23 protein-coding genes are annotated in these 25495 nt (G+C 58.8%); 14 read left to right on the top strand and 9 right to left on the bottom strand.

Annotation, left to right across the window (positions count from 1 at the left end):
• Positions 1 to 55 precede the first annotated feature (55 nt).
• From R6W86_RS00420 to R6W86_RS00410, 3 genes are read left to right on the top strand one after another with little or no spacing between them, the layout of a single operon-like run.
• Positions 56 to 556: a L,D-transpeptidase family protein gene (locus R6W86_RS00420; protein ID WP_410327421.1), complete on the top strand. Its 501-nt coding sequence runs from the start codon at positions 56 to 58 to the stop codon at positions 554 to 556.
• A 23-nt stretch (positions 557 to 579) separates the two neighbouring features.
• On the top strand, positions 580 to 1776 hold the full coding sequence (locus R6W86_RS00415) for a mechanosensitive ion channel family protein (RefSeq protein ID WP_410327420.1): 1197 nt from the start codon (positions 580 to 582) through the stop codon (positions 1774 to 1776).
• Positions 1776 to 2564, top strand: coding sequence for an S-methyl-5'-thioinosine phosphorylase (locus R6W86_RS00410; RefSeq protein WP_410327419.1), 789 nt, complete (start codon positions 1776 to 1778; stop codon positions 2562 to 2564). The genes R6W86_RS00415 and R6W86_RS00410 overlap by 1 nt, the downstream gene beginning before the upstream one ends.
• Here R6W86_RS00410 and R6W86_RS00405 read toward each other — a convergent pair.
• Positions 2539 to 3300 carry a CsiV family protein gene (locus R6W86_RS00405; RefSeq protein WP_410327418.1) on the bottom strand — a complete coding sequence of 254 codons (762 nt, stop codon included), beginning with the start codon at positions 3298 to 3300 and terminating at the stop codon, positions 2539 to 2541. The two genes, R6W86_RS00410 and R6W86_RS00405, sit on opposite strands and share 26 nt — an antisense overlap.
• A 28-nt stretch (positions 3301 to 3328) precedes the next feature.
• Positions 3329 to 6853 (bottom strand): transcription-repair coupling factor, encoded by a 3525-nt coding sequence (gene mfd / locus R6W86_RS00400; RefSeq protein ID WP_410327417.1) that lies wholly within the window; start codon positions 6851 to 6853, stop codon positions 3329 to 3331.
• 213 nt (positions 6854 to 7066) lie between these two features.
• Between mfd and R6W86_RS00395 the strand changes: the two genes are divergently transcribed.
• From R6W86_RS00395 to sthA, 10 genes are all read left to right on the top strand, one after another.
• Entirely contained in the window at positions 7067 to 8536 is a 1470-nt protein-coding gene (locus R6W86_RS00395; protein WP_410327416.1) for a glyceraldehyde-3-phosphate dehydrogenase, read from the top strand.
• Between the two features lie 322 nt (positions 8537 to 8858).
• The gene (locus tag R6W86_RS00390; RefSeq protein WP_410327415.1) at positions 8859 to 10205 is read left to right on the top strand and encodes a Na(+)-translocating NADH-quinone reductase subunit A; all 1347 of its coding nucleotides are present in this window, start codon (positions 8859 to 8861) and stop codon (positions 10203 to 10205) included.
• Between the two features lie 4 nt (positions 10206 to 10209).
• A complete protein-coding gene (locus R6W86_RS00385) occupies positions 10210 to 11418 on the top strand; it encodes an NADH:ubiquinone reductase (Na(+)-transporting) subunit B (RefSeq protein ID WP_410327414.1) in 1209 nt (402 codons plus the stop codon).
• The gene (locus R6W86_RS00380; RefSeq protein ID WP_410327413.1) at positions 11411 to 12214 is read left to right on the top strand and encodes a Na(+)-translocating NADH-quinone reductase subunit C; all 804 of its coding nucleotides are present in this window, start codon (positions 11411 to 11413) and stop codon (positions 12212 to 12214) included. Before R6W86_RS00385 ends, R6W86_RS00380 begins: the two co-directional genes overlap by 8 nt.
• Before the next feature lie 2 nt (positions 12215 to 12216).
• Positions 12217 to 12882, top strand: a complete 666-nt coding sequence (locus R6W86_RS00375) for an NADH:ubiquinone reductase (Na(+)-transporting) subunit D (RefSeq protein ID WP_410327412.1) — start codon at positions 12217 to 12219, stop codon at positions 12880 to 12882.
• Entirely contained in the window at positions 12882 to 13490 is a 609-nt protein-coding gene (nqrE, locus tag R6W86_RS00370) for an NADH:ubiquinone reductase (Na(+)-transporting) subunit E (protein ID WP_410327411.1), read from the top strand. The genes R6W86_RS00375 and nqrE overlap by 1 nt, the downstream gene beginning before the upstream one ends.
• Before the next feature lie 37 nt (positions 13491 to 13527).
• On the top strand, positions 13528 to 14754 hold the full coding sequence (nqrF, locus tag R6W86_RS00365; RefSeq protein ID WP_410327410.1) for an NADH:ubiquinone reductase (Na(+)-transporting) subunit F: 1227 nt from the start codon (positions 13528 to 13530) through the stop codon (positions 14752 to 14754).
• Between the two features lie 9 nt (positions 14755 to 14763).
• The gene (locus R6W86_RS00360; protein WP_410327409.1) at positions 14764 to 15813 is read left to right on the top strand and encodes an FAD:protein FMN transferase; all 1050 of its coding nucleotides are present in this window, start codon (positions 14764 to 14766) and stop codon (positions 15811 to 15813) included.
• A 12-nt stretch (positions 15814 to 15825) separates the two neighbouring features.
• Entirely contained in the window at positions 15826 to 16074 is a 249-nt protein-coding gene (nqrM, locus tag R6W86_RS00355; RefSeq protein WP_410327408.1) for a (Na+)-NQR maturation NqrM, read from the top strand.
• Positions 16075 to 16153: 79 nt separating this feature from the next.
• The gene (sthA, locus tag R6W86_RS00350; protein ID WP_410327407.1) at positions 16154 to 17545 is read left to right on the top strand and encodes a Si-specific NAD(P)(+) transhydrogenase; all 1392 of its coding nucleotides are present in this window, start codon (positions 16154 to 16156) and stop codon (positions 17543 to 17545) included.
• 146 nt (positions 17546 to 17691) lie between these two features.
• On the opposite strand, the gene R6W86_RS00345 is transcribed toward sthA, so the two are convergent.
• The 7 genes from R6W86_RS00345 to R6W86_RS00315 all read right to left on the bottom strand — a co-directional run bounded on the left by R6W86_RS00345 (position 17692) and on the right by R6W86_RS00315 (position 23903).
• On the bottom strand, positions 17692 to 18528 hold the full coding sequence (locus R6W86_RS00345) for a glycerophosphodiester phosphodiesterase (RefSeq protein WP_410327406.1): 837 nt from the start codon (positions 18526 to 18528) through the stop codon (positions 17692 to 17694).
• Positions 18525 to 19652 (bottom strand): 3-deoxy-7-phosphoheptulonate synthase, encoded by a 1128-nt coding sequence (locus R6W86_RS00340; RefSeq protein WP_410327405.1) that lies wholly within the window; start codon positions 19650 to 19652, stop codon positions 18525 to 18527. Before R6W86_RS00340 ends, R6W86_RS00345 begins: the two co-directional genes overlap by 4 nt.
• Before the next feature lie 14 nt (positions 19653 to 19666).
• Positions 19667 to 20113, bottom strand: coding sequence for a TerB family tellurite resistance protein (locus R6W86_RS00335; RefSeq protein ID WP_410327404.1), 447 nt, complete (start codon positions 20111 to 20113; stop codon positions 19667 to 19669).
• A gap of 27 nt (positions 20114 to 20140) precedes the next feature.
• The gene (tal, locus tag R6W86_RS00330) at positions 20141 to 21106 is read right to left on the bottom strand and encodes a transaldolase (RefSeq protein ID WP_410327403.1); all 966 of its coding nucleotides are present in this window, start codon (positions 21104 to 21106) and stop codon (positions 20141 to 20143) included.
• A gap of 106 nt (positions 21107 to 21212) precedes the next feature.
• On the bottom strand, positions 21213 to 22247 hold the full coding sequence (gene dusA / locus R6W86_RS00325) for a tRNA dihydrouridine(20/20a) synthase DusA (protein ID WP_410327402.1): 1035 nt from the start codon (positions 22245 to 22247) through the stop codon (positions 21213 to 21215).
• Between the two features lie 146 nt (positions 22248 to 22393).
• A complete protein-coding gene (locus R6W86_RS00320) occupies positions 22394 to 23419 on the bottom strand; it encodes an NAD(P)H-dependent flavin oxidoreductase (protein ID WP_410327401.1) in 1026 nt (341 codons plus the stop codon).
• A 19-nt stretch (positions 23420 to 23438) separates the two neighbouring features.
• Positions 23439 to 23903, bottom strand: a complete 465-nt coding sequence (locus R6W86_RS00315; protein ID WP_410327400.1) for an acyl-CoA thioesterase — start codon at positions 23901 to 23903, stop codon at positions 23439 to 23441.
• Between the two features lie 132 nt (positions 23904 to 24035).
• On the opposite strand from R6W86_RS00315, the gene R6W86_RS00310 reads away from it, so the two are divergent.
• Positions 24036 to 25495 (top strand): DEAD/DEAH box helicase family protein (locus tag R6W86_RS00310; RefSeq protein WP_410327399.1); only part of this gene is annotated, 1460 nt, incomplete at its 3' end.

The raw sequence follows: 25495 nt of genomic DNA, 5'->3' as shown, positions 1-25495 counted from the left end.
CTCCCTCGGTTAGGCTTCCGGTCTGGAATAGTCCGGATACGGAGCCCGACCGGTTTTGACCCAATCTCACGAGCACGTCGATCATCTGGCAGTCTCCATCGCTGACCAGACCCTGTCCCTGATGAACGATCAGGGCCGCATCATTGCCAGCTATCCGGTGTCCACCGCCCTGAACGGGGCCGGAGAGCAGGATGGCAGTGGCTGCACCCCCCGGGGCGAACACTATATCCGCGCCATGGTGGGCCAGGGCTTGCCGGAAAATACCGTGTTCCGGGCCCGTCGCCCCACCGGTGAAATCTACCGTCCGGAACTGGCACTGGCGCATCCCGACCGGGACTGGATCCTGAGCCGTATCCTCTGGCTGTGCGGTCTGGAGCCGGGCAAAAACCGGGGCCCCGGGGTCGATAGTTTTCGTCGCTTCATATACATTCACGGCACACCGGATACCGAGCCCATGGGGGTTCCCAGGTCCCACGGCTGTATCCGCATGCGCAATCGGGATGTGGTGGCACTGTATGACCGGGTATACCCCGGGCTCCGGGTTGTAATCCTTTAACCGTATTTCAGCCGAGGGGACCGATGATCGGAGAGCTGCTGGCAACAATCAACGAATGGATCAAGGGCTTCGGGTTGCTATCGGAGGGCTGGCGCACGGGCATCATTGTGTTTGCGCTGGTTTTCGGGACTGCCGTTGTGGCGTACGTGGTAAGCCATGTGGTTCGGGGGCTCGAACGCAAGTTCAGCAATACCCGAAACATCTGGGATGATGCTTTGTTGCACGCAGCCCGACGTCCCCTCGTTGCCTTTGTCTGGCTCCAGGGCGTGTACTGGGCGGCAGAGGTTGCCCACCACTACTCGGAAGCCGAGATCTTCAAGGCCAACCAGAAACTGCTGGAGCTGGGCTTTATCTGGATTGTGGTCTGGTCACTGCTGGGATTGATCAAGCAGATCGAACAGATCCTTGTTTCCCCGATGAAGATGAAAAAGCCCATGGACTACACCACCGTGAACGCGGTGAGCAAACTGTCCAGGGCCGTGGTCATTATTACCGCCGTACTGATTGTCATGCAGACGCTGGGCTACAGCATTTCCGGGGTGCTGGCCTTCGGTGGTGTCGGTGGTATTGCGGTGGGTTTTGCCGCCAAGGACCTGTTGGCCAACTTTTTCGGGGGCATGATTGTGCACCTGGACCGGCCCTTCAAGGTCGGCGACTGGGTCCGCTCGCCGGACCGGAACATTGAAGGGACTGTCGAACATATCGGCTGGCGGGTGACGACTATCCGTACCTTTGACCAGCGCCCGCTGTACGTGCCCAATGCGGCGTTCACCACCATCGCGGTGGAGAACCCGTCGCGCATGTACAATCGCCGTATCTACGAAACCATCGGGATCCGCTACGCGGATGTCAGCCAGATGGCGGACATCGTCTCCGATATCCGCTCCATGCTGGAGAATCACGAGGAGATCGAGACCCAACGGACGCTGATCGTCAATTTCGTGGCGTTCAACAGCTCGTCTCTCGATATCATGGTTTACACCTTCACCAAGACCACCCAGTGGGTCCGGTTCCACGAGATCAAGCAGGATATACTGCTCCGGATCAGTGACATTATCGAAGGCTATGGTGCCGAGGTGGCCTTCCCGACCCGTACCCTGCATCTTCCCGATGGCGTCCGTCTCGCTGGCCATGAAAGTGGTGAACGGGAAAGTGGCGAGCGTGCAGGGGAAGAGCCGGTATCGGGTAACGGCAAAGTATCATTTGAAGGAAGATCATAATGACCTCAGCTGCAAGCAGCTCGCCGGTCGGTATCATTGGGGGTACCGGCCTGACTACCCTTACCGGACTGACCATCACGGGTGAGTCGGGCGTTTCAACGCCGTGGGGTGAGCCCTCGGCGCCACTCGTGGAGGGCAGGCTGGGTGAGCAGTCCGTGATCTTCCTGGCCCGGCACGGCAATCCGCACCGGATTCCACCCCATCAGGTCAACTACCGGGCCAATATCCTTGCCCTGTATGAAGCGGGCGTGCGAACGGTGGTTGGTGTGAATGCCGTCGGCGGGATCCACCGGGACATGGGGCCGGCCCACGTTGTCGTCCCCGATCAGATCATAGATTACACCTGGGGGCGGGCCAGTACCTTTTTCGAGGGCGACCTGGAATCGGTCACCCACATCGATTTCACCTTTCCCTACGACGCTGACGCCCGGCAGGCGCTGATCGATGCCGCAAAGCGGGAGTCGGTGCCATTCTCGGATTTCGGGGTATACGGCGCAACCCAGGGGCCGAGGCTGGAAACCGCCGCGGAGATCCGGCGCATGGAGCGGGATGGCTGTGATCTGGTGGGCATGACCGGCATGCCGGAGGCGGCGCTGGCGGCGGAGCTGGGGATGCGTTACGTGTGCCTGGGGCTAGTGGTGAACTGGGCCGCGGGTAAATCCGACCACATCATTACCATGGAAGAGATTGAAGAGGCCATCGAGCAGGGCATGTCCGGTGTGAAGACCATTCTCGCCAGCTCGATGGCTCAGCTCGAGCAACTCAGTCCGATGCCTCGACCTTCCTGAAGAACACCAGAACGCCGATGGTGGGGGAGTCCAGGAAGTGGACTTCCTGGCTGCGCATCCTGCGGGTTTCACGGATCCAGGTCACCAGTTCCAACGGCTTTGAAGCTGGCTGAGCTATTTGTGGCTGGAGGGATACGAAACCGCCGCCCTTGGTTTCTTCCTGCTGTTCTTCACCGTCAGTGGGAGCCGGGGCGGACTGCCCGGTGAACGAACTGGTGCCCTGCTGCCAGTGATTGAGGTGGACGTCCACGTGCAGATAGCGTTGGCGGTCAATGGTGATATGCCCCTCGATTTCCCGTTGCCCAGCGCTATCGATCCAGTCGCCCAGCTCAATTCTAAGGGGGGCGCCCTCATAGTCGGGCGGGAACGCCTCGTACCAGCCTGCGCTCATCAGTACCCGGTAATTTCCGCTGTTTTCCAGCCGCTGGGCCGCCGAGTTGAGGTACAGGTCCCCGCGGGGTGCCAGGTTCAGGGTGGTCTGGGAGTTGCCGTTCTGATCTACCACCCAAAGTGCTTCGTCGGTATCAACCGGTGGCTCCACCTCCCGGTCCCCCATGCGCTCTTCAACGGCAGAGGGGTCGACGATGCGCTCAAGAATGACGAATTCGGCACGGTAGTAGTCGTCCGGAATGTTGCCCGAATCCTGGGCGTGGGCGGTCAGGGCCAGCATTGCCAGCGTGAACATGGCCAGGATGCGGGCTGCCTTGGTACTGCTGAAAAGGGCGGTCGGTTGCAAAGGATTCTCTCCCCGAATCATGCGAGCGTCAGTGCCTGGATTGGCTGTCAGCTGGTGCCAGCTCATCCAGCATTTGCGAAATGCCATCGAGTTTACCACCGGTGGAGGTGTCCTTCAGCCTGAAACGGAAGCTGTTGGCCCCCTCAAGCCGGTATTGGTCCGGAGCGGATTGCACTTTTTTAACCAGAACCAGCGGATCCACCGGTGTCGAACCGCCGAACTCCAGACGGGTCCACTCCTTGCCGGCATCGATTTTCACGATACCCAGTGCCTCGGCCTTGAGCCTCAGTTCAGTCTGACGAACCAGGTTCTTGGCCGGTTCCGGTAACAAACCGAAACGGTCAATCATCTCAACCTGAAGTTCTTTTAATGCTTCCTTGTTGGCCACGCTGGCAATGCGTTTGTAAAGCATCAGCCGGTTGTGGACATCGGGCAGGTAGTCCTCGGGTATCAGCGCCGGAATACGCAGGTTCATCTCGGTACCGTGACTCAGCGGCAGGTCGGCGTTCGGCGTGCGGCCTTCCTTGATGGCCTTCACGGCCTCGTCCAGCAGCTGCATGTACAGGGTGAAGCCAATGGTCTCGATCTGCCCGCTCTGTTCCTCACCGAGCAACTCACCGGCGCCCCGGATTTCCAGGTCGTGGGTGGCTAGCATGAAGCCTGCACCCAGGTCCTGGGACTCGGAGATGGCATCCAGGCGCTTTTTGGCATCCGCGGTCATGGCCCGTGGCGGCGGGGTCAGTAGGTAGGCGTAGGCCTGGTGGTGGGAGCGGCCCACGCGGCCCCGGAGCTGGTGCAGCTGGGCCAGGCCGAATTTGTCCGCCCGCTCGATGATGATGGTATTCGCGCTCGGGATGTCGATGCCGGTCTCGATGATGGTGGTGCACACCAGCACATTGAAGCGCTTGTGGTAGAAATCGGACATGATCTGTTCGAGTTCCCGCTCGCGCATCTGGCCGTGGGCAACGCCCACCCGCGCCTCGGGAATCATCCGGCGCAGGTCTTCCGCCGTTTTCTCGATGGTGGCAACGTCATTGTGCAGGTAGTACACCTGACCGCCCCGCAGGATCTCCCGCAGGATTGCCTCCTTGGCCATGGCATCATCCCGTTGCCGGACGAAGGTTTTCACCGACAGCCGTCGGGCGGGCGGAGTGGCAATAATGGACAGATCCCGCAGGTGACCCATGGCCATGTTCAGGGTTCGCGGGATGGGCGTGGCTGTCAGTGTCAGCATGTCCACCTCGGCCCGCAAGGCCTTGAGCTTTTCCTTCTGCTGGACCCCGAAGCGGTGTTCCTCATCAATGATCACCAGGCCCAGGTTCTTGAACCGGATGTCCCCCTGCAGCAACTTGTGGGTACCGATAACAATATCGGCCTTGCCGTTCTCGATGGCTTCCAGCGCCTTGGTAGTCTGGCTGCCACTTCGGAACCGGCTTAGCAGCTCCACCTGGACGGCAGTGCCGGAGAACCGGTCCCGGAAGGATTCGTAATGCTGCTGGGCCAGCAGGGTGGTGGGTACCAGCACCGCCACCTGCTTGCCGGACCAGGTGGCCAGGAAGGCAGCGCGCATGGCCACCTCGGTTTTGCCAAATCCGACGTCACCACAAACCAGCCGGTCCATGGGGCGCTCTCCGGTCATGTCCCTGGAAACGGCCTGGATGGCGACTTCCTGATCCGGGGTTTCCTCGAAAGGGAAGTCGGCGGCAAAGGCGCGATACGCCTCCTTCGGATCCTCGAACTGGAAGCCCTTGCGGGCCTCCCGGCGGGCATAGACATCCAGCAGCTCCGCTGCGGTATCCCGGATTTTCTCCAGTGCTTTCTGTTTGGCGTGGCTCCAGCGCTCGGTGCCGAGCTTGTGCAGCGGTGCGTGCTCGACATCGGTGCCGGCGTAGCGGGAAATCAGGTGCAGGCTGGAAACCGGCACGTACAGTTTTGAGCCGCCGGCATATTCGAGCATCAGGAACTCGTTGGACTCGTCGCCGACGGTAATCGTCTCCAGTCCGAGGTAGCGACCGACACCGTGGTCGATATGGACGACCGGGGCCCCGATTCGCAGCTCTGACAGGTCACGGTAGCCACCATCGTCCACTTCGGTCGGTTTTTCCCGGCGCCGGCGTTGCAGGACCCGTTCCCCGAACAGGGCAGTCTCGGTCACCAGGGCCAGGTGCTGCCGGGGCAGCACCAGTCCCTGCTCCATGGGCGCAATGGTAATGGCCAACGGGCACTCTTCTTCCGAGATGAACGACTGCCAGTCATCCAGATTCCGGGGTTTCAGATTATGGCTGGAGAGGTTCTCGATCAGTGCCTCACGCCGGCCAGAGGATTCCGCACCGATCAGGACGCGGCCACCGAATTCGTCGAGAAAGCGCTTGAGCCGGGCTGCCGGATCCGCCGCCCGGCCGTCCATTGCCACATCGGGTAGGGCCCTGCTGGGGCAGTTGACAGCGCCGCTGCCTTCGACGGTGTCCGGGGTGGTGGTGACCCGTGGGAAGGTCTTCAGATGGCCAAAAAGCTCATCCTGCTGCAGGAACAGGGTGGCCGGCGGCATAATAGGCCGCAGGCGGTCATGGCGGCGATCCTCGTAGCGGTTTCGGGTTTCCGCGTCAAACTGGCTGACCGCCTCATTCAGACCCTGGGCTGTAAACATCAGGGTTTCACCGGGCAGGTAATCAAACAGGGTGGCCGTTTTGTCAAAAAACAGCGGCAGGTAGTACTCGATGCCGGGTGGCGTGATGCCGTGGCTCACGTCCTGGTAGATGGGGGCATTCCGGTCGGCATTCGGGAACTGTTCGAACCAGCGGTTGCGGAAGCCTGAGCGGGCTTCCTTGTGCCAGGGGAATTCGTAGGCTGGCAGGAGTTCTATGCGGTCAATCCGGTCAACCGATCGTTGGGTCTCGGGATTGAAGGTGCGCAGGGTCTCGATTTCGTCATCGAACAGGTCGATGCGGTAGGGCTGGCCGGCCCCCATCGGAAAGATGTCGAGGATGGCGCCCCGGACAGCGTATTCGCCATGCTCGTAGACATTCTCGGAATAACGGTAACCGGCGGCCTCCAGCTGCAGGCGCCACGTGTTGATATCCAGGGACTGGCCGACCTCCAGAATCAGGGTGTTGCCCTGCAGGTAACTGACCGGAGGCAGTCGATGCATCAGAGTGCGGGCCGGCACCACCAGCAGGCCGTGCCGGGTTGCGGGCAGGCGATGCAATGTCCGGATCCGGCGGGAGGTAATATCCTGATGCGGCGAGAACAGGTCGTAGGGTAGTGTCTCCCAGTCCGGCAGAGAGAGCAGTTCCATGCCTTCTGCAGTGATGCCCTGGCCATCTTCATCGGCAGGAAGCCCGAGGAAAAACCGCATGGCCTGCTCAAGCTGGATGGCCTCGCTGGTGCTTCGGGTGATGACCAGCGTCAGCCCCGGATGGTTGCGGGCACTCTCGCAGATGGCCAGGGCGTTGCTGCTGCCGTGCAGCTCACCCCAGGTTCGGTGGTCCGCGGGGCGTGTCGGAAACTCCGGTGCAATCAGCCGGTCATCTGAACTGGAGGGGCTTGGGCTCATGGTCGGTTGGATTCTCCTGCAATCGGTATCCGGGCATGGCGAGCGGCGTATTCTACCGTCCGGGAATGACACTGTCATGGCAGGGTGAGCGGCGCGCCCGAGTTTAACCGGAACCTTACGAATAGATGAGCTGATCGTATTTGCCGTGAGCTTCCTTAAGTTGGATAATGTGCACCCCTGAAATTATTACCAGTGCTAACAGAGGTCCCAACCGTGAGTCACGAACAGATCAACCAGCACCTGTCTAACTGGACGGAAAGAGAATCCACCGCGGAAGCCATGATTCCGCTGATCGGCCGTCTCTACCGTAAGAACAACGTGGTAACGTCCGTTTATGGCCGCGCTATCATCAACCAGTCGGTGATTGATATCATTCGCGCTCACCGGTTTGTGCGTCAGGTGGAAGACAGTGAGCTGTCCGTTCACGACACCCTGCCGATCCTCGAAGCGATGGACAAGCTGGATCTTGGCCGCGCCCACGTCGATATTGGCAAGCTGGCTGTGAAGTTCAAGGCCGAGGGCGGTGATCTGACTGAATTTCTCAAGCGCGAAATTGGTCCGGTGGTTGGTCAGTACCAGGCTCAGTCCGAGGAAGACGCTCACAACGACACCAAGGACGTTGTGCTCTATGGTTTCGGCCGTATCGGTCGACTGCTGGCCCGAATCCTGATCGAGAAGGCCGGCGGTGGCAACAATCTGCGGCTGCGTGCCATCGTGGTTCGTCAGGGCGGCGCGGAGAATGACCTCGAGAAGCGCGCCAGCCTGCTGCGTCGCGATTCTGTCCACGGCCCATTCGACGGCACCATTACCGTGGATGAGAAAGAATCGGCCCTGATTGCCAACGGCAACTACATCAAGGTGATTTACTCCGACGGTCCGGACAAGGTGGATTACACTCAGTACGACATCCACAACGCCATCGTTATCGACAACACCGGTAAGTGGCGTGACGAGGAAGGTCTGGGCCTGCACCTGAAGTCCAAGGGCGTAAGCCGGGTTATCCTGACGGCGCCGGGCAAGGGCGACATCAAGAACATCGTCTATGGCATCAACAACGACTGGATCACTGACGAGGACAAAATCCTGTCCGCGGCATCCTGTACCACCAACGCCATCACTCCGGTGCTCAAGGCCATTCATGACGAGTACGGCATTCAGGACGGTCACGTGGAGACTGTGCACTCCTATACCAATGACCAGAACCTGATCGACAACTACCACAAGGGTAGCCGCCGTGGTCGCAGTGCTCCGCTGAACATGGTTATCACCGAGACTGGCGCCGCCAAGGCCGTCGCCAAGGCGCTGCCTGAGTTGAAAGGCAAGCTGAGCGGTAACGCCATCCGGGTACCGACTCCGAACGTTTCCATGGCCATCCTGAACCTGAACCTGGACAAGGATGTCACCGTGGAAGGCGTGAACGAGTATCTCCGTGATATGGCGCTGCACTCCGAGTTGCAGAAGCAGATTGACTTCGTGAACTCTCCGGAAGTGGTTTCCACCGACTTTGTCGGCTCCCGTCACGCCGGCATCGTTGATGCCCAGGCGACCATTGCCGGCGGCAAGCGCCTGATCCTGTACGTGTGGTACGACAATGAGTTCGGCTACAGTGCCCAGGTGGTTCGCTGCGTGAATCAGATGGCGGGTGTGGCTTACCCGATCTTCCCGAAGCGCGCACGCGACTAAGGTCGTAGCGCCGGCCAGGCGCGATGTGCTCTGAAGAACCCCGGTAGCTTCGGCTGCCGGGGTTTTTTACCGCTTTAGGGGTACAAAACCATTCCGGTTTCTGGTGGAAATAGGTTTCCGTAATCTCTATAATTGGCGCGATTTTGGGTATGTCTGGCACCCCGTTTCTCATCTTTTCCTGCGTCAAATGCTTGGCAGCAGCAATTGCTGTGGCATTTGAGTCAACTGGTGCAGCCTTCTGGCGCAATCCGCCAGGAAATCTGGGCCGCGGGGGCCGGGCGTTGGAAATCCTTAGATAGTTTCTGATGATTGGACGAGGCTAATGATCAAGATCAAAAAAGGCCTGGATCTTCCCATCAGCGGCGCTCCCGAACAGACCATTACAGACGGCAAGCCGATTCGCCACGTGGCGTTGATCGGTTTTGACTACACCGGCATGAAGCCGACAATGGCTGTGAAAGAAGGAGACCGTGTCAAGCGCGGGTCGCTGCTGTTCACGGACAAGAAGACCGAAGGCGTTCGTTATACCTCACCTGCCGCTGGCGTGGTGAAAGAAATCAATCGCGGTGAGCGTCGTGTGTTCCAGTCAATCGTTATCGAGATCGATGGCGATGAGGCTGAGACCTACGCCCGCTACAACGATGCCGACCTTGGTGGTCTGGAGCGTCAGCAGGTTGTCGATAATCTGGTGGAGTCCGGCCTGTGGACAGCGTTCAAGACGCGCCCCTACAGCAAGGTGCCGGAAATCGATTCCGCCCCTCACTCCATTTTTGTTTCCGTGATGGATACCAACCCGCTGGCGGCCGATCCGACGGTCATCATTGCCGAGAATGCAAAGGCCTTCGAGAAGGGGCTGAACATCATCTCCAGGCTGACCAGTGGTAAGGTTTTCGTCACCGGTAAGCCCGGTTCCGACGTAGCGGTGCCCAAGGCGGACAACATCGAGATCCAGCAGTTTGACGGTGTGCATCCGGCTGGCAATGTGGGTACCCACATTCATTACCTCGATCCTGTTTCAGGTAGCAAAACGGTCTGGTCGATCAACTATCAGGACGTGATCGATATCGCCAAGCTGTTCGAGACTGGTGAAGTTCCGGTTGAGCGTATTGTTGCCATCGGCGGCCCGAAGGCTCTGAAGCCACGCCTGGTTCGTGCCCGCCTGGGTGCCAGTCTGCAGGAACTTCTGGACGGTGAAATTGCCACAGACTGTGAAGTCCGTGCCATCTCCGGTTCGGTGTTCGGTGGTCGTCGTGGTGACGGGCCGTGCGCATACCTGGGTCGCTTCGCCAACCAGGTTTCCGTGCTGGAAGAACAGACCGAACGCGAGTTCATGGGCTGGTTGTCTCCGGGTTCGAACAAGTTCTCCGTGCTGAATATCTATCTATCCAAGCTCAACCCGGCCAAATTGTTCAACTTCACCACCACCACCAATGGCAGTGAGCGAGCCATGGTGCCGGTCGGTGCGTATGAACAGGTCATGCCCCTGGATATCCTGCCGACCCAGCTGCTGCGTTCGCTGATCGTCGGTGATACCGAAATGGCACAGAAACTGGGTGCCCTGGAGCTGGACGAAGAAGATCTGGCGCTGTGCACCTTCGTGTGCCCCGGCAAATATGAATACGGTCCGATTCTTCGTGAGAACCTGACCCGAATCGAGATCGAGGGCTAATACGATGGCAATCCGACAGTTACTCGATGGAATCGAGCATCACTTTGAAAAGGGCGGCAAGTACGAGCGCTGGTATGCGCTGTATGAAGCCGTCGATACCATTTTCTACTCGCCTTCGAGCGTAACCTCCACCACCTCCCATGTGCGTGACGGCGTTGATCTCAAGCGCATCATGATCACGGTGTGGTTGTGTACCTTCCCGGCCATGTTCTTCGGTATGTGGAACATCGGTTATCAGGCCAACAGCTTCCTGGCGGCCAACCCGGACGCCATGGTAGCTGACGGTGGTCTTCGGACTGCTTTCATCCAGGCCCTGGCGGTAACCGGCGCCGGCGCCGGTATGTGGGATAACTTCGTTTATGGCCTGGCGTACTTCGTGCCCATCTACTTCGTCACCTTCGTGGTCGGCGGGTTCTGGGAAGTGCTGTTCGCCACCGTGCGTCGTCACGAAGTGAACGAAGGTTTCTTCGTGACCTCCATCCTTTTTGCGCTGATCTGCCCGCCCACCATCCCGCTCTGGCAGGTGGCCCTCGGTATTACCTTTGGTGTGGTGATCGGCAAGGAAGTGTTCGGCGGTACCGGCAAGAACTTCCTGAACCCGGCCTTGACCGGTCGTGCGTTCCTGTACTTCGCCTATCCGGCCCAGATCTCCGGTGATACTGTATGGACCGCGGTTGACGGCTTCAGTGGTGCCACTGCCCTGAGCTGGGCAGCCTCTGGCGGTCTGGATGCACTCAAGGAGCAGATCGGATGGATGAACGCCTTTATGGGTACCATTCAGGGTTCCATGGGGGAAACCTCAACGCTGGCCATCCTGATCGGCGGTCTCATCCTGCTGGTTATGAAGATTGCCTCCTACCGCATCGTGGGCGGTGTGCTGATCGGCATGATTGGTATGTCCCTGTTGCTGAACCTGGCTGGTTCAGAGACGAACCCGATGTTCGCGGTACCTGCACACTGGCATCTGGTCATGGGTGGTTTCGCATTCGGCATGATGTTCATGGCCACGGATCCGGTGTCCGCTGCGATGACCAACACCGGTCGCTGGTGTTTTGGCATCCTGGTGGGCGTCATGACCGTGCTGATCCGGGTGATCAATCCGGCGTTCCCGGAAGGCATCATGCTGGCGATCCTGTTCGCCAACCTGTTCGCACCGCTGATGGACCACTACGTGGTTCAGGCCAACATCAAACGGAGGCTTGCTCGTGGCTAAAGCTAAAGATACTGTCTCCAGAACCCTGATGGTTGCACTGGTGCTGAGTATTGTGTTCTCGGTCGTGGTTTCTACCGCAGCCGTCTTGCTCCGGCCGGCGCAGATCCAGAACCAGAACCTGGATATCAAGACCAACATCCTCTCGGCCGCTGGCATGCTGGAACCTGGCGCCAGTGCCCAGCAGATCGAAGAAGCGTTCGAGCGTTTCGACGTACGACTGGTTGACCTGGATAGTGGCGAATTCGTGGAGCCTTCCGCTATTGGCGTACAGGACCCCATGAAGTACGACATGTACAAGGCAGCCTCTGATCCCAAGATGTCTACCAACATTCCTGCCTCCGAAGATAAGGCCGGCATCAAACGCCGTCCCAACGTTGCCAAGGTTTACACCCTGAGCGAAAACGGTGAGATGGTTCGTGTGGTATTGCCGATTCACGGCTATGGCCTGTGGTCCACCCTGTATGGTTTCATCTCCCTGGAGGGTAACCTCAACACCATTGAAGGTCTCGGCTTCTACTCCCACGCGGAGACACCGGGTCTGGGTGGGGAAGTGGACAACCCGCGCTGGAAACAGCAGTGGGTCGGCAAGGAAGTCTATGCCGACAGTCCCAGCGAGCCGCAGATCCAGCTGGTCAAGGGTGGCGTGAGCGCCGACGCCCGTGACAAGGAACACAAGGTCGATGCCCTGTCCGGCGCAACGCTCACCAGTCGCGGTGTTCAGCAGCTGGTCAACTACTGGATGGGTGAGCACGGGTTCGCCCCGTTCCTGAAAAAACTTCGTGAGGGGGAGGTCTGATCATGGCCGGTGCAACAGCCAAACAGGTTCTCTTCGAACCAATCTTCAATAACAACCCGATCGCCCTGCAGATCCTCGGTATCTGTTCGGCGCTGGCGGTGACCACCAGCATGAACGTGACTATCGTCATGTGTCTGGCGGTTATCGCGGTTACCGCGTTCTCCAACCTGGCGGTTTCCCTGGTACGAACCCAGATTCCGGGCAGCATCCGGATCATCGTACAGATGACCATCATTGCCTCCCTGGTAATCGTGGTAGACCAGATCCTCAAGGCCTATGCCTATGAGATCTCCAAGCAGCTGTCGGTATTTGTTGGTCTGATCATCACCAACTGTATCGTTATGGGCCGTGCCGAAGGTTTCGCAATGAACAACCCGCCGTTGCTGAGTTTCCTGGACGGTATCGGCAATGGCCTCGGTTACTCCGTGCTCCTATTGTTCGTGGCTTTCTTCCGGGAATTGCTGGGAGCCGGCTCCCTGTTCAGTGTCACCCTGCTTAGCCCGGTGAATGAGGGCGGCTGGTACGTCACCAATGGTCTGCTGCTGCTGCCGCCGAGCGCGTTCTTCATCATCGGTCTGGCGATCTGGGGTCTCCGGGCCTGGAAGCCGGAGCAGGTTGAAGACGCTGACTACAAGATGTCTCGTCACAAAGCCAAGGAGGCCTTCTGATGGAACACTATATCAGCCTTCTGGTTAAAGCCATTTTCGTTGAGAACATGGCGCTGGCCTTCTTCCTGGGGATGTGTACCTTCCTGGCTATCTCGAAGAAGATCGAGGCAGCCACCGGTCTGGGTATTGCCGTTGTTGTGGTACTGACCGTCACCGTGCCGGTTAACAACCTGCTCTATAACACGATTCTCCGTGAAGGCGCCCTGGACTGGGCCGGTCTACCCAACGTGGACCTGAGCTTCCTGGGCCTGCTCACATACATCGGTGTTATCGCGGCGATTGTACAGATCATGGAGATGGTACTGGACAAGTACATCCCGGCTCTTTATGCCGCATTGGGTGTTTTCCTGCCGTTGATCACGGTTAACTGCGCCATCATGGGTGCGTCACTGTTCATGGTAGAGCGTGACTACACCTTCGGTGAGAGTGTGGTGTACGGTTTCGGTGCTGGCCTCGGCTGGGCACTGGCTATCATCGCACTGGCGGGTATCCGTGAGAAACTCAAGTACAGCGACGTTCCGGAAGGCCTGCGTGGTCTGGGTATCACCTTCATTACCGTTGGTCTGATGTCCCTGGGCTTCATGTCCTTCTCCGGTATCTCCCTGTAACTCACCCGGTGATTCGGTTTAACGAAAAGGCGAGACCATGAATACAGAAATCATTCTCGGCGTGGTCATGTTCACCGTTATCGTTCTGGCGCTGGTCGCGATTATCCTCGCGGCCCGCTCCAAGCTGGTAAGCACCGGTGACGTGACCATTGAGATCAACGACGATCCTGAGCATACGCTCAAGACCAGTGCCGGCGGCAAGCTGCTGGGTACACTGGCGAACGGCGGTATCTACCTGTCTTCCGCCTGTGGTGGCGGCGGCACCTGCGCCCAGTGCAAGTGCAAGGTTCTGGACGGCGGTGGCGCGATGCTGCCGACAGAAAAGACCCACTTCACGAACCGGGAAGAGAAGGAAGGCTGGCGCCTGTCCTGCCAGGTTCCGGTGAAGCAGGACATGAAGATCGAAGTGCCTGAAGAGTTCTTCGGCGTCAAGAAGTGGGAGTGTGAGGTTGTCTCCAACCACAACGTCGCGACGTTCATCAAGGAACTGGTCCTGAAGCTGCCGGAAGGCGAGGAAGTGGACTTCCGTGCCGGCGGCTACGTGCAGCTGGAGTGTCCTCCGTATGAAATCGATTTCAAGGATTTCGATATCGAGGAAGAATTCCACGAGGATTGGGACAAGCACAACATCTGGCGCTACAAGGCTGTTAACAAGGAAGACACCATCCGCGCCTACTCCATGGCGAACTATCCGGAAGAGAAGGGTGTGCTCAAGTTCAACATCCGTATCGCCACGCCACCTCCCAGTACTGATCACCCGCCCGGCATCATGTCGAGCTATGTGTTCAATCTGAAGCCGGGTGACAAGGTTACTGTCATGGGACCGTTCGGTGAGTTCTTCGCCAAGAAGACCGACGCTGAAATGGTGTTCATCGGCGGTGGTGCCGGTATGGCCCCGATGCGTTCGCACATCTTCGACCAGCTTAAGCGCCTTAACTCCAAGCGCAAGATCAGTTTCTGGTACGGTGCCCGGAGTGTCCGCGAGATGTTCTATGTGGAAGACTTCGACATGTTGCAGGAAGAAAATGACAACTTCGAGTGGCATGTGGCGCTGTCTGATGCGCTTCCGGAGGACAATTGGGAAGGCCCTACCGGCTTTATCCACAACGTGTTGTATGAGAACTATCTGAAGGACCATCCGGCCCCTGAGGACTGTGAGTACTACATGTGCGGGCCCCCCATCATGAACGCCTCGGTTATCAAGATGCTGAAAGACCTTGGTGTTGAGGACGAAAATATCATGCTGGATGACTTCGGGGGGTAATCAGCTCAGATGACATCCCGCATGTTACGACCCGCCAGGGTAGCCCTGGCCAGCGCCTTCATGGTGCTGGCCGTGGCCGCTCTGGCGGGTTGTTCGTTTGAGCCAGAGGAAAAAGTCTGGGAAATCTCCGGTGGCGTTTTCGGGACGACTTACCACATCAATGTCGTATTGACCGATGACCAGCAACGTCTGGAGAATCTGGCTAAAGGCATCGAGGTCGAGTTGGAAAAAGTGGATGCCGCCATGTCCACCTGGCGGGAAGATTCAGAGCTGTCGCGACTGAACCGGATGTCGGACCAGAGTGAATGGGTCGGGATCTCTGAGCCGCTCCATGAGGTACTGGCAAAGGCCGTGGAGATCTCGGAGCTCACTCAGGGTGCCTTTGATGTCACCGTGGGGCCTGTGGTCAACCTCTGGGGATTCGGTCCCCAGGCCCGGCCGGAACACGCTCCAGAAGATCAGGAACTGGCAAGGGTTTTGTCACGGACCGGCTATGAACAACTCGAGCTGCGGGCAGCGCCTCCGGCAGTTCGGGCGGACAAGCCGCAATATATTGATCTGTCAGCCATTGCAAAAGGCTACGGAGTCGATGTGGTCGCCCGTTACCTCGACAGGGAAGGGGTGAGCACTTACCTTGTTGAAATTGGTGGCGAAGTCAGCGTTCACGGGCGCAAACCGGGCGGAGATGCCTGGCGCCTCGCAATTGAGCAGCCGATAACGGATGGTCGTGCGGTCAACCGGGTGGTGGCGCTGGAGGACAAGGCCATGGCAACGTCCGGAGATTATCGTAACTATTACGAATCGGAAGGGCGGCGTTATTCCCATACAATTGACCCTGAGACCGGGAAACCCATCACCCACAATCTGGCCTCCGTGACGGTGCTCGCCGAAGACTGCATGACTGCGGATGCACTGGCCACCGGCTTTAATGTGATGGGTTTTGAACAGGCTCAGGCTTTGGCAACGCGGGAAAACATCCCCGCCTATTTTATTATCAGGACGGAAAACGGCTTTGAAACGCATCAGACGCCGGCCTTTTCCTCCTATGTGATCCAGTAAAGGGAGGGCAACATGGGTACCTTTCTTCTTGTTTTGTTCATCGTGATTGTGCTGGTGGCAGCAATGTCCATCGGCGTTATGTTCGGCCGCAAGCCAATCAGCGGAACCTGTGGCGGCATCGGTGCCTTGGGGATCAGCTCTTCCTGCGATATTTGTGGCGGCAATACACAGAAGTGTAAGGAAGAAAACGAGCGGCTGGAGAGCCAAGCCAAAGACGCTGAAGACCTGGCCTACGATGCCTCCAGCGCTGATCGTCATTGATTGGAACGCCGTCGCTCCGTATACAGTATCAATAATCAGAATCAAATTCTTACGACGTAGATAAGGAGTCACTGCGCGCATGGCAGAACATCATTACGACGTCGTCGTTATCGGCGCTGGTCCGTCCGGCGAAGGCGCGGCGATGAATGCGACCAAACACGGCAAGCGTGTCGCGATCATCGAAGACAAGCCGACGGTCGGCGGGAACTGCACCCACTGGGGCACCATCCCGTCCAAGGCGTTGCGTCACTCGGTCAAGCAGATCATCACGTTCAACACCAATCAGATGTTCCGTGATATCGGTGAGCCTCGCTGGTTCTCCTTCCCGAGAGTTCTGCAGAATGCGCAGAAGGTGATCGGTAAGCAGGTGAAGCTGCGCACCCAGTTCTATTCCCGCAACCGGGTGGATCTGATCAACGGCCGCGCAGCGTTTCTGGACCGGAACCGAATCGAAGTCCGTGGCAACAAGTCCGTCGAAACCCTGCATTTCAAACAGGCCATCATCGCCACCGGTTCCCGTCCGTACCTGCCGCCCGATGTGGATTTCCGCCACCATCGGATCTACAACTCCGACACCATCCTGAACCTCTCCCATACCCCTAGAACGCTGATCATTTATGGCGCGGGCGTCATCGGCTCCGAGTACGCCTCCATCTTTGCAGGGCTTGGCGTCAAGGTGGACCTGATCAACCCGGGCAGCCGCCTGCTGTCGTTCCTGGATGACGAGATCTCCGACGCCCTGAGCTACCATCTGCGCAACAACGGCGTGCTGGTGCGTCACAACGAGCAATACGAATCTGTCGTCGGTGACGACCATGGCGTGGTGCTCTCGCTGCAGTCCGGCAAGAAGATCCGGGCGGATGCCTTCCTGTGGTGTAACGGCCGTACCGGCAACACCGACAGCCTTAGCCTCGAGAACATCGATCTGGTACCCAACGGTCGCGGCCAGCTCGCGGTGGACGAGCATTACCGGACCGAAGTGGAAAACATCTACGCGGTAGGGGATGTCATCGGCTGGCCCAGCCTGGCCAGTGCCGCCTACGACCAGGGTCGTTCAGCGTCCTCGGACATCGTCAAGGATGACTACTTCCGGTTTGTGTCAGACGTGCCGACCGGTATCTACACCATTCCGGAAATCAGTTCCGTGGGCAAGACCGAGCGGGAATTAACGGAAGCGAAGGTGCCCTATGAAGTGGGCCAGGCTTTCTTCAAGGACCTCGCCCGTGCACAGATCACCGGCGAAGCGGTGGGCATGCTGAAGATCCTGTTCCACCGGGAAACCCGGCAAATCCTGGGTATCCACTGTTTCGGTGACCAAGCCGCCGAGATCGTCCACATCGGCCAGGCCATCATGAACCAGGAAGGGGAGGCCAACTCCCTGAACTACTTCATCAACACCACCTTCAACTACCCGACCATGGCCGAGGCCTATCGGGTGGCGGCGTTGAATGGGTTGAACCGGATCTTCTGATGAAGTTGGTGGGGTCTGAAGAAAGCCTTCTTCTGACCCCATTTTCAATTGAGGAGCCTGGCTTTAACTCGGGGGTGGTTCCAGGTTGGGGTCAGATGAACTTGTTCATCAGACCCCTGTGCCAAAGCCCCTGTGCATACCTACCCTCAGGCCCGGCCTTGCCCCGGGGTCAGATGAAAGCCTTCATCTGACCCCATCTTTACTTCACTCCCGGCCTCGGGGTTTGCCTCTTCCCTGACCGGCAACTGCAACACAGCCCGAGCGCGATTATCAAAAAACATCCGGGTACTGGTCGGGTAGTCGGTAATAATGCTGTCCACCCCCAAATCCTCAAGCTGCAGCATGTCGTGAATGCGGTTCACCGTCCAGGTGGACACATGCATGCCCCGGCGATGGGCGAGATCGACCATGTCCTTGCTCAGGATTTTCCAGTTGGCACAGAAATACTCGCAGCCCAGCCGGGTGGCGATATTGAGTGGCCGGGGGAATTTCCGCTCCGCCACCAGTCCGGTGCGGATATTCTTGTCACGGCGCCGGATTTCCCGCAGGAACCCGGGATCGCTGGAGGTAATGGCGGCCCGTTGATAAAGGTCCCGATGCTGGATGATCTCGGTCAGCCGGTTGCACAGGATGTTCAGACGCGGGCGCGCATCCTTCTTGACCTCGAGCTGGAGGTGCTCCAGGTCATCAAACTGGTCCAGCAGCTGCGCCAGGGTTGGAATGCCCACCCTCCTGGGCCAGGAAGTGGTGTTCCGGCGTGCATCCATATTCGCCAGTTCGGCAGCAGTGTAATTGCACACGCCGCCCTTGGCGCCGGTGGTGCGGTCCACCGTCAGGTCATGGACGAGCACCGGGATGCCGTCCTTGGACAGAACCACATCCAGCTCGAAATGCCGTATGCCGTGGCGATAGGCATGAATGAATCCGGGGAGGGTATTCTCCGGGGCCTCTCCCTTGGCGCCCCGGTGCCCGTAGACGATCATTCTGGTGCTGAATCCTTCATCCGTTGGTAAATGGCCTGGCGTTTTTTCCAGGTTTCGTGGCACAGGCGGATATCTTCAAGATAGGCCGGCAATTCGTGCATGAGCAAGGCCTGGGGGCCGTCCACCAGGGCTTTTTCCGGTTTCGGGTGGAAATCCACCAGTACCATGTTGGCGCCGGCGATCACGCCCTGGGCGGTGGCATGTTCCAGATCGAGAATACCGTCCGGTGAGGCATCCCGACTGCCCACCGAGTGAGAAGGGTCCACGCATACCGGCATCCGGGTCAGACGCTTCACCGCCGGTACGTGGGCAAAATCCACCATGTTGCGGTGTGGATTGCCGGCTTCGGTTTTCATGCCGCGCAGGCAGAAGATCACGTTGGAGTTGCCTTCACTGGCCAGGTATTCCGCGGCGTTCAGGGACTCGTTCAGGGTAATGCCGAAACCACGCTTGAGTAGCACGGGGTAGGTATTCTGACGACCAATCGCCTTGAGCAGCTCGAAGTTCTGGGTATTCCGGGTGCCCACCTGCAGCATGACACCGGTCGGACGGCCCAGCTTCTCCAGGCAGGTGTCGATTTCCTCGATGTGGCTCTCGTGGGTGATCTCCATGGCGATCACCTTGATGCCGTGCTTGCCGGCCTTCTCGAACACCCAGGGCAGGCAGCCCTTGCCATGGCCCTGGAACGAGTAGGGGTTGGTCCTTGGCTTGTAGGCGCCCATGCGGGTACAGACTTCGCCGTGTTCCTCCACCGCCTTCATCATCATCTCGACATGCTCAGGCACATCCACGGCACATAAGCCGGCAAAGACGTTCAAGTTCTGCTGGTTGAATTCCACGCCGTTGTAGGTGAAGCCGCTCTGGCGCTGATCATCCTTGTGCCGGCCAAGAATCCGGTAGTCCTCGGAAATGCGGATCGCCCGCTCCACAGCGGGCAGGGCTTCGATTTCTTCCTTGTCCAGGGACTTGGTGTCCCCCAGCAGGTAGATCTCGGTCAGCCTTTGGCTGGCACCCTGCACCTCGTGCACACGCAGGGACACATTGGGCAGGTTTTCCAGGTAGTGCATGGTCTGCCGGTAAGCGTCGCTGTCCAGTGCGGTGTTGGGATGAAGAATGGCTAGCATGGTATCTCCTTGTATTAACCGGCCCCCTCGGCCCGGTGCCGCGCCTGCATGTATTCCCTGTGGTTAAGATGCAGCAGGTCTGCCATGCGGCGAATAAGGTGTTCTTCGTATTTGTCGATGCGCCCGTCGGCCAGGGCCACGTGCCAGATGCTCTCCAGCAGGGCCTGTTTCTGTTCCTGGTCCAGGTGATCGTTGATCTGACCGGTAAACTCGTACAGTGACGTGGCATCTTCGGCGTGGGCGAGAGCATCCTGCAGGATTTCCTCGGCTTCTTCCCGGGTCACCTGGTGAGACTTCACCGCACAGTCCACGATGGTTTTAAGTTCCCGCTCGTCCTCATCGTTGTCCACCCGTGACAGCTGCACCATCAGCGCCGTGGCAGCGACGGCCAGCTGATGGGCGTCCGGCTTGACCGGTTCGGAGTCGGGAACGGCAAACAGTTTCTTCAGGCGCTCGATCATGATCAGTTACTTCGGTTGTTGAGACACTCAGGCCGCGCGGGCCAGTTGGCGCACCCGGTTCTCCAGCTCGATCTGATCGGCGGTGAACCGGCGAATGCCATCAGCCAGCTTCTCGGTGGCCATGGCATCCTCGTTGGACTCCCAACGGAACAGTTTCTCGTCAATGGTGCCGAACCGGTCGCTGGTGTTGGCGTTGTCCGGGTGCAGTTGGCGGTCGAGGGTGCCGGCATCGTCCTGCAGTTCCTGCAGCAGGGCAGGGCTGATGGTCAGCTTGTCACAACCGGCCAGCATCTCGATCTCGCCGGTGTTGCGGAAACTGGCGCCCATCACCACGGTGTCGAAGCCATTGGCCTTGTAGTAATTGTAGATCCTGCTGACGGAGAGTACGCCCGGATCTTCGTGGGCCGGGTAGCTGTCGCGGCCGCTGTTGGCGAGGTGCCAGTCCAGGATACGACCAACGAACGGTGAAACCAGGTGTGCACCGGCCTGCGCGCAGGCTGCGGCCTGGATGAAAGAGAACAGCAGTGTCAGGTTGCAGCGGATGCCTTCCTTCTCCAGCTGCTCGGCGGCGCGGATGCCCTCCCAGGTGGAGGCGATCTTGATCAGCACCCGGCTGGTATCCACACCCTGGCGATCATAGAGCTCTACCAGGCGATGGGCCCGCTCCAGGGTGCCGGCGGTATCGAAGGACAAGCGAGCGTCCACTTCGGTGGATACCAGGCCCGGGATAAGGTTCAGGATTTCCCGGCCTGCCAGTACCGCCAGCATTTCGGTGGCTACGGTAAGCTGTTCCGCATCGGAACCACCGTGGCGCCGGGCTTCCGCCACGGCCTTGTCCAGCATCGGACGATAGGCCTCGGAGGCGGCTGCCTTCAGCAGCAGCGACGGGTTGGTGGTGGCATCTTCCGGGCGCCACTTGGCGATGGCGTCGATATCGCCGGTGTCGGCTACCACGGTGGTCATGGTCTTCAGTTGGTCAAGCTTGCTGGTCATTCGTCCTGTCGTCCCGGTTGTACGTTGTTTCAGGCATCCATCTCCGGGATGCCGGTGTTTTCCCTACAATAACGGGCTGTTCTGACAGGAACAAGACAACAAAAGGTTAGCTTTCGGCAACAGTTGCCGGCTCAGGCACCCGAACCTTGGCCAGGGCCGCCTGGATGACCTCCAGACCGCTACCGGGTTTGTGGGCATTCTCGCTGATATGGCGCCGGAACTGGCGGCCGCCGGGCATACCATGGAACAGGCCCATGAGGTGCCGGGAGATGTGGGTAAGATACACACCTCGGTCCAGCTCCTGCTGGATGAACGGGAACATGGCCCGCAGAGCCTCCTGGCGGCTTGCCACTGGCGCTGGCTCACCGAAGAATTCCGTGTCCACAGCGGCCAGCAGCCACGGATTGTGGTAGGCCTCGCGGCCTAGCATCACGCCATCGGTGTGGCGTAGATGCTCGTGGCATTCCTCGAAGGTCTTGATGCCGCCGTTGATGATGAGCTCCAGGTGCGGGTAACGCTCCTTCAACCGGTAGACCTGGTCGTACTTCAACGGCGGAATGTCCCGGTTCTCCTTGGGGCTGAGGCCTTCAAGAATCGCAATGCGGGCATGCACGATGAAAGTGCGGCAGCCGGCGGCGGACACCTTGTCGATGAACTCACACAGCTCGTCCCAGGACTCCCGACCATTGATGCCGATCCGGTGCTTGACCGTCACCGGCAAATTCGTGGCCGCAATCATCGCCGCCACCGCCTCGGCCACCTTGTCCGGATGGCCCATCAGGCAGGCGCCGATCATGTTGTTCTGAACCCGGTCACTGGGGCAGCCGACATTCAGGTTCACCTCGTCGAAACCGAACCGCTCAGCCAGCTTCGCACAGTGGGCCAGTTCGCCCGGATCGCTGCCGCCAAGCTGCAGGGCCAGGGGATACTCGGAAGGATCATGGCGCAGGAAACGCTCGGTATCGCCGTGGATCAGCGCGCCGGTGGTTACCATCTCCGTATACAGCAGGGCACGCCGGCTCAGAATCCTGGCCAGGTAGCGGAAGTGCGGCGTAGTCCAATCCATCATCGGGGCCACGCAGAAACGGCGGGATGGGCCGGAGTGGTGGCGAACGGCATCCAATGTGGGGGTTGCGGACATTTCGGTAACCTATCTACGGGAAAACAGTTGTCTGTACGAAAATCTGAGCGCCGTAGTTTAACAGGGTTGGCAGGGTGTTTGCCGTAAGGCTTTGGCGAAGTCTCAATGCCAGTTGGCCAACCCCGGATACTTGTGTGCGCAGCTGTTCAGGGAACAAGCCGTTCCAAAATCTCCGCCGCTGAATTCTCCCGGCACCCCGAGGCGTTCTGCCCACACCACAAGGGCGAAAAATCTCCGGAGCCGGTAGCCTCGGCCGCGGTGCGAAGAGGTGCAATAGCACTGGTGGCGAGGGGAAACACCGGTGCCTCAGGGGATACCGGGCCCAGCTCCTGCATCACACGGTTCACAATGCCCCGGGCAGGGCCGCCGGAGAACAGGTTGGTGATCGCGGTATGCCGGGCCTGGGAGCTTTTCAGTGCTTCCCGGTGCACCGGTTTGGTGGTCGCCTCCGGGCAGAGCAAGAAGGCCGTTCCCACCTGGGCCGCGATTGCGCCAAGGTCCAGCGCGGCTTTCACGCCCCGGGCATCGGCAATGCCGCCGGCAGCAATCACCGGCACCTTCACCGCGGCGACGATCTGGGGCAACAGAGCAAAGGTGCCCATCTGCGTAGTCATGTCTTTCGTCAGGAAAATACCGCGGTGGCCACCGGCCTCAAAGCCCTGGGCAATAATGGCATCGGCACCGTGCTGCTCCAGCCAGAGGGCCTCCTCCACCGTGGTCGCAGTCGACAGGATCCTGGCGCCGGCCTTGCGCACCCGTTCAACCAGGGCAGGCTCCGGCAGCCCGAAATGAAAACTCACCACCGCCGGGCGGAATTCCTCGACCACAGCGGCGGCGTCATCATTGAACGGCATCCGCCCCGGCCCGGAACTGATGGAATCAGGATCGATGCCGAATTCCTGATAATAGGGCGCCAGCGCCTGACGCCACCTCTGCTCGCTGTCCGCATCCGGTGTTGGCGGCGTATGGGCGAAGAAGTTGAGGTTGAAGGGCTTGTCGGTGGCCGCTTTGAGAGCCTGAAGCTCGGCCCTGAGCGCCTCCGGGCCTAGCATGGCGCAGGGCAGGGAGCCCAGACCACCGGCATTCGAGACAGCGGCGGCCAGTCTGTGATCCTGAACACCGGCCATCGGTGCCTGGATGATGGGAAACGGTATGCCGAGAAAGTCTCTCATATTCAATCCTTGTCGCGTTTCAAACGGACTCCTGCTCCCCCGCATGGCTGATCAGCACCCCCGGTGCACCCTCAGCGAGCTGCGCCCGGATATGATCCGGAATGGCCAGCTTCGACATGGTGGATGACCGGATCATCACATCGGTGATGTCGGCATCGGCGATGAACTGGCCATCCCCGTAGCGATAGAACTCCAGGTGCAGGGTGAATGACGTGTTGCCGATCCGCCCGGTACGTATCCTCGCTTCCAGCACATCATCAAACCGGGCGGGCGCTTTCCAGTTCACCGTGAGGCTCACCACCTGGACGTCCAGATCCTGGTCCAGCAGGCGCTGGTAATCACCGAACACGGCCCGGATGTATTCGTTGACGGAAATGTCCACGAAGTCGGCGTAGCGGGCGTTGAAGACGACGCCCTGGGCGTCGCACTCGCCGTAGCGGACTCGGAAGCGGAATTTGAAGGGGGAGTTGTTGTTTTCGGTCATGGTTCACTAATGCGGTTGAATGAGGTTCAAGGCTAACCGATTCCCGAGATCATGCAACTTGGCCATCTCAAGACCTGCTGGTAACCTGGTTCGTAACAATGCGGCACGAATTAGTAGTAAGGAAACTGTCCCATGCCCGATACGCTTGGCTATTACGACAACAACGCCGAAGCGTTTGTGGAGTCTACCTTTGATGTTGTTATGGATGAGATCTGTGGTGAGTTCCTACAGCTGATTCCCGAAGGTGGTCATATACTCGATGCGGGCTGCGGGTCTGGCCGAGACGCACTCTTCTTCAAGACGAGGGGTTATCGTGTATCGGCGTTTGATGGTTCAGCCGCGATTGCCGCTCTAGCCAGCCAGAAAACCGGGATAGAAGTTGAACACCGGCTTTTTTCGGATGTTAATGAGAGCCATGTCTACGATGGAATCTGGGCATGTGCCAGCTTATTGCACCTCCCTGCGATAAAGATTCCAGATGCTATCGTCGCCTTGTGGCAATCCCTGAAGCCAGGCGGAAGTTTATACATGAGCTTCAAGGTTGGCTCTGGTGAGCGTCAACAGGGTGGGCGTCATTTCACCGATGCCAATGAAGACCTGGCGCGGAATTGGACCCAGAATCTAGCAGGGCTGAATGCCTGCCGTATGTGGCGGACGGACGATCAGCGGAAGGATCGTGACGATCAATGGTTGAATGTTTTGCTGACCAAGGAAGCTGCGACTCACCACCGTCTGACCACAGGCGGTAAACAGCACCACTTCTTACCCAAGCTTTGTAAGGCCATTCAATCTGCCGACCAGGTTGATATGGCTGTGGCATTTGTGAAAACCACAGGCCTGAACCTGTTGTTCCCGGATTTGATCAGCGCACTGCAACGAGAGTCGGGCAACGCTCGTCTTCGAATTCTTACCAGTGATTACCTGGACATCACTGATCCCGAGGCTTTAAGAAAGCTCATTCTTCTTCAGGAGCACGGTGCACAGGTCCGCGTCTATCAGAGCCAGGGCAGCAGTTTTCACATGAAAGCCTACTTGTTTGCGGGGCATAGGGGATCTCAATCCTGGGGGCGAGCTTTTATCGGATCGAGCAATATCAGTGCTCAGGCGCTGCAGGATGGGCTGGAGTGGAACTATCAGGTGGATTTCCCTCCAGATAATGGCTATCTCGAAGCGATCAGCCGTTTCGAAGAGTTATTCCAGCATCCCAATGTTATTCCATTGACGGACCATTGGATCGATGACTATGCCGCCCGTCGGAGGCCTCCTCCTCAACCGGTTGCTCCCGGTAGCAATGAGCAGGAGGCGCCACCGACGCCGAACCGGGTCCAGAAAGATGCTCTGGATGCATTGGCCCAATCTCGGGAGGACGGATATCGGAGAGGGCTGGTGGTATTGGCTACGGGGCTTGGTAAGACCTGGTTGTCTGCTTTCGACGCCGCACAGATGGGCGCCCGTCGAGTCCTTTTCGTGGCACACAGAGAGGAAATTCTTTACCAGGCGGCAGAGACTTTCTTGCGTATTAAGCCTGAGAGTCGAGTTGGCTTTTACATGGGCAAACAGCGCGATGTGGCGGTGGATATTCTCTGTGCTTC

The sequence above is a fragment of the Marinobacter sp. genome (assembly GCF_046484525.1).
In the GTDB taxonomy this organism is placed as follows: Bacteria; Pseudomonadota; Gammaproteobacteria; order Pseudomonadales; family Oleiphilaceae; genus Marinobacter.
This window is presented reverse-complemented; position numbering and strand designations above follow the sequence as displayed.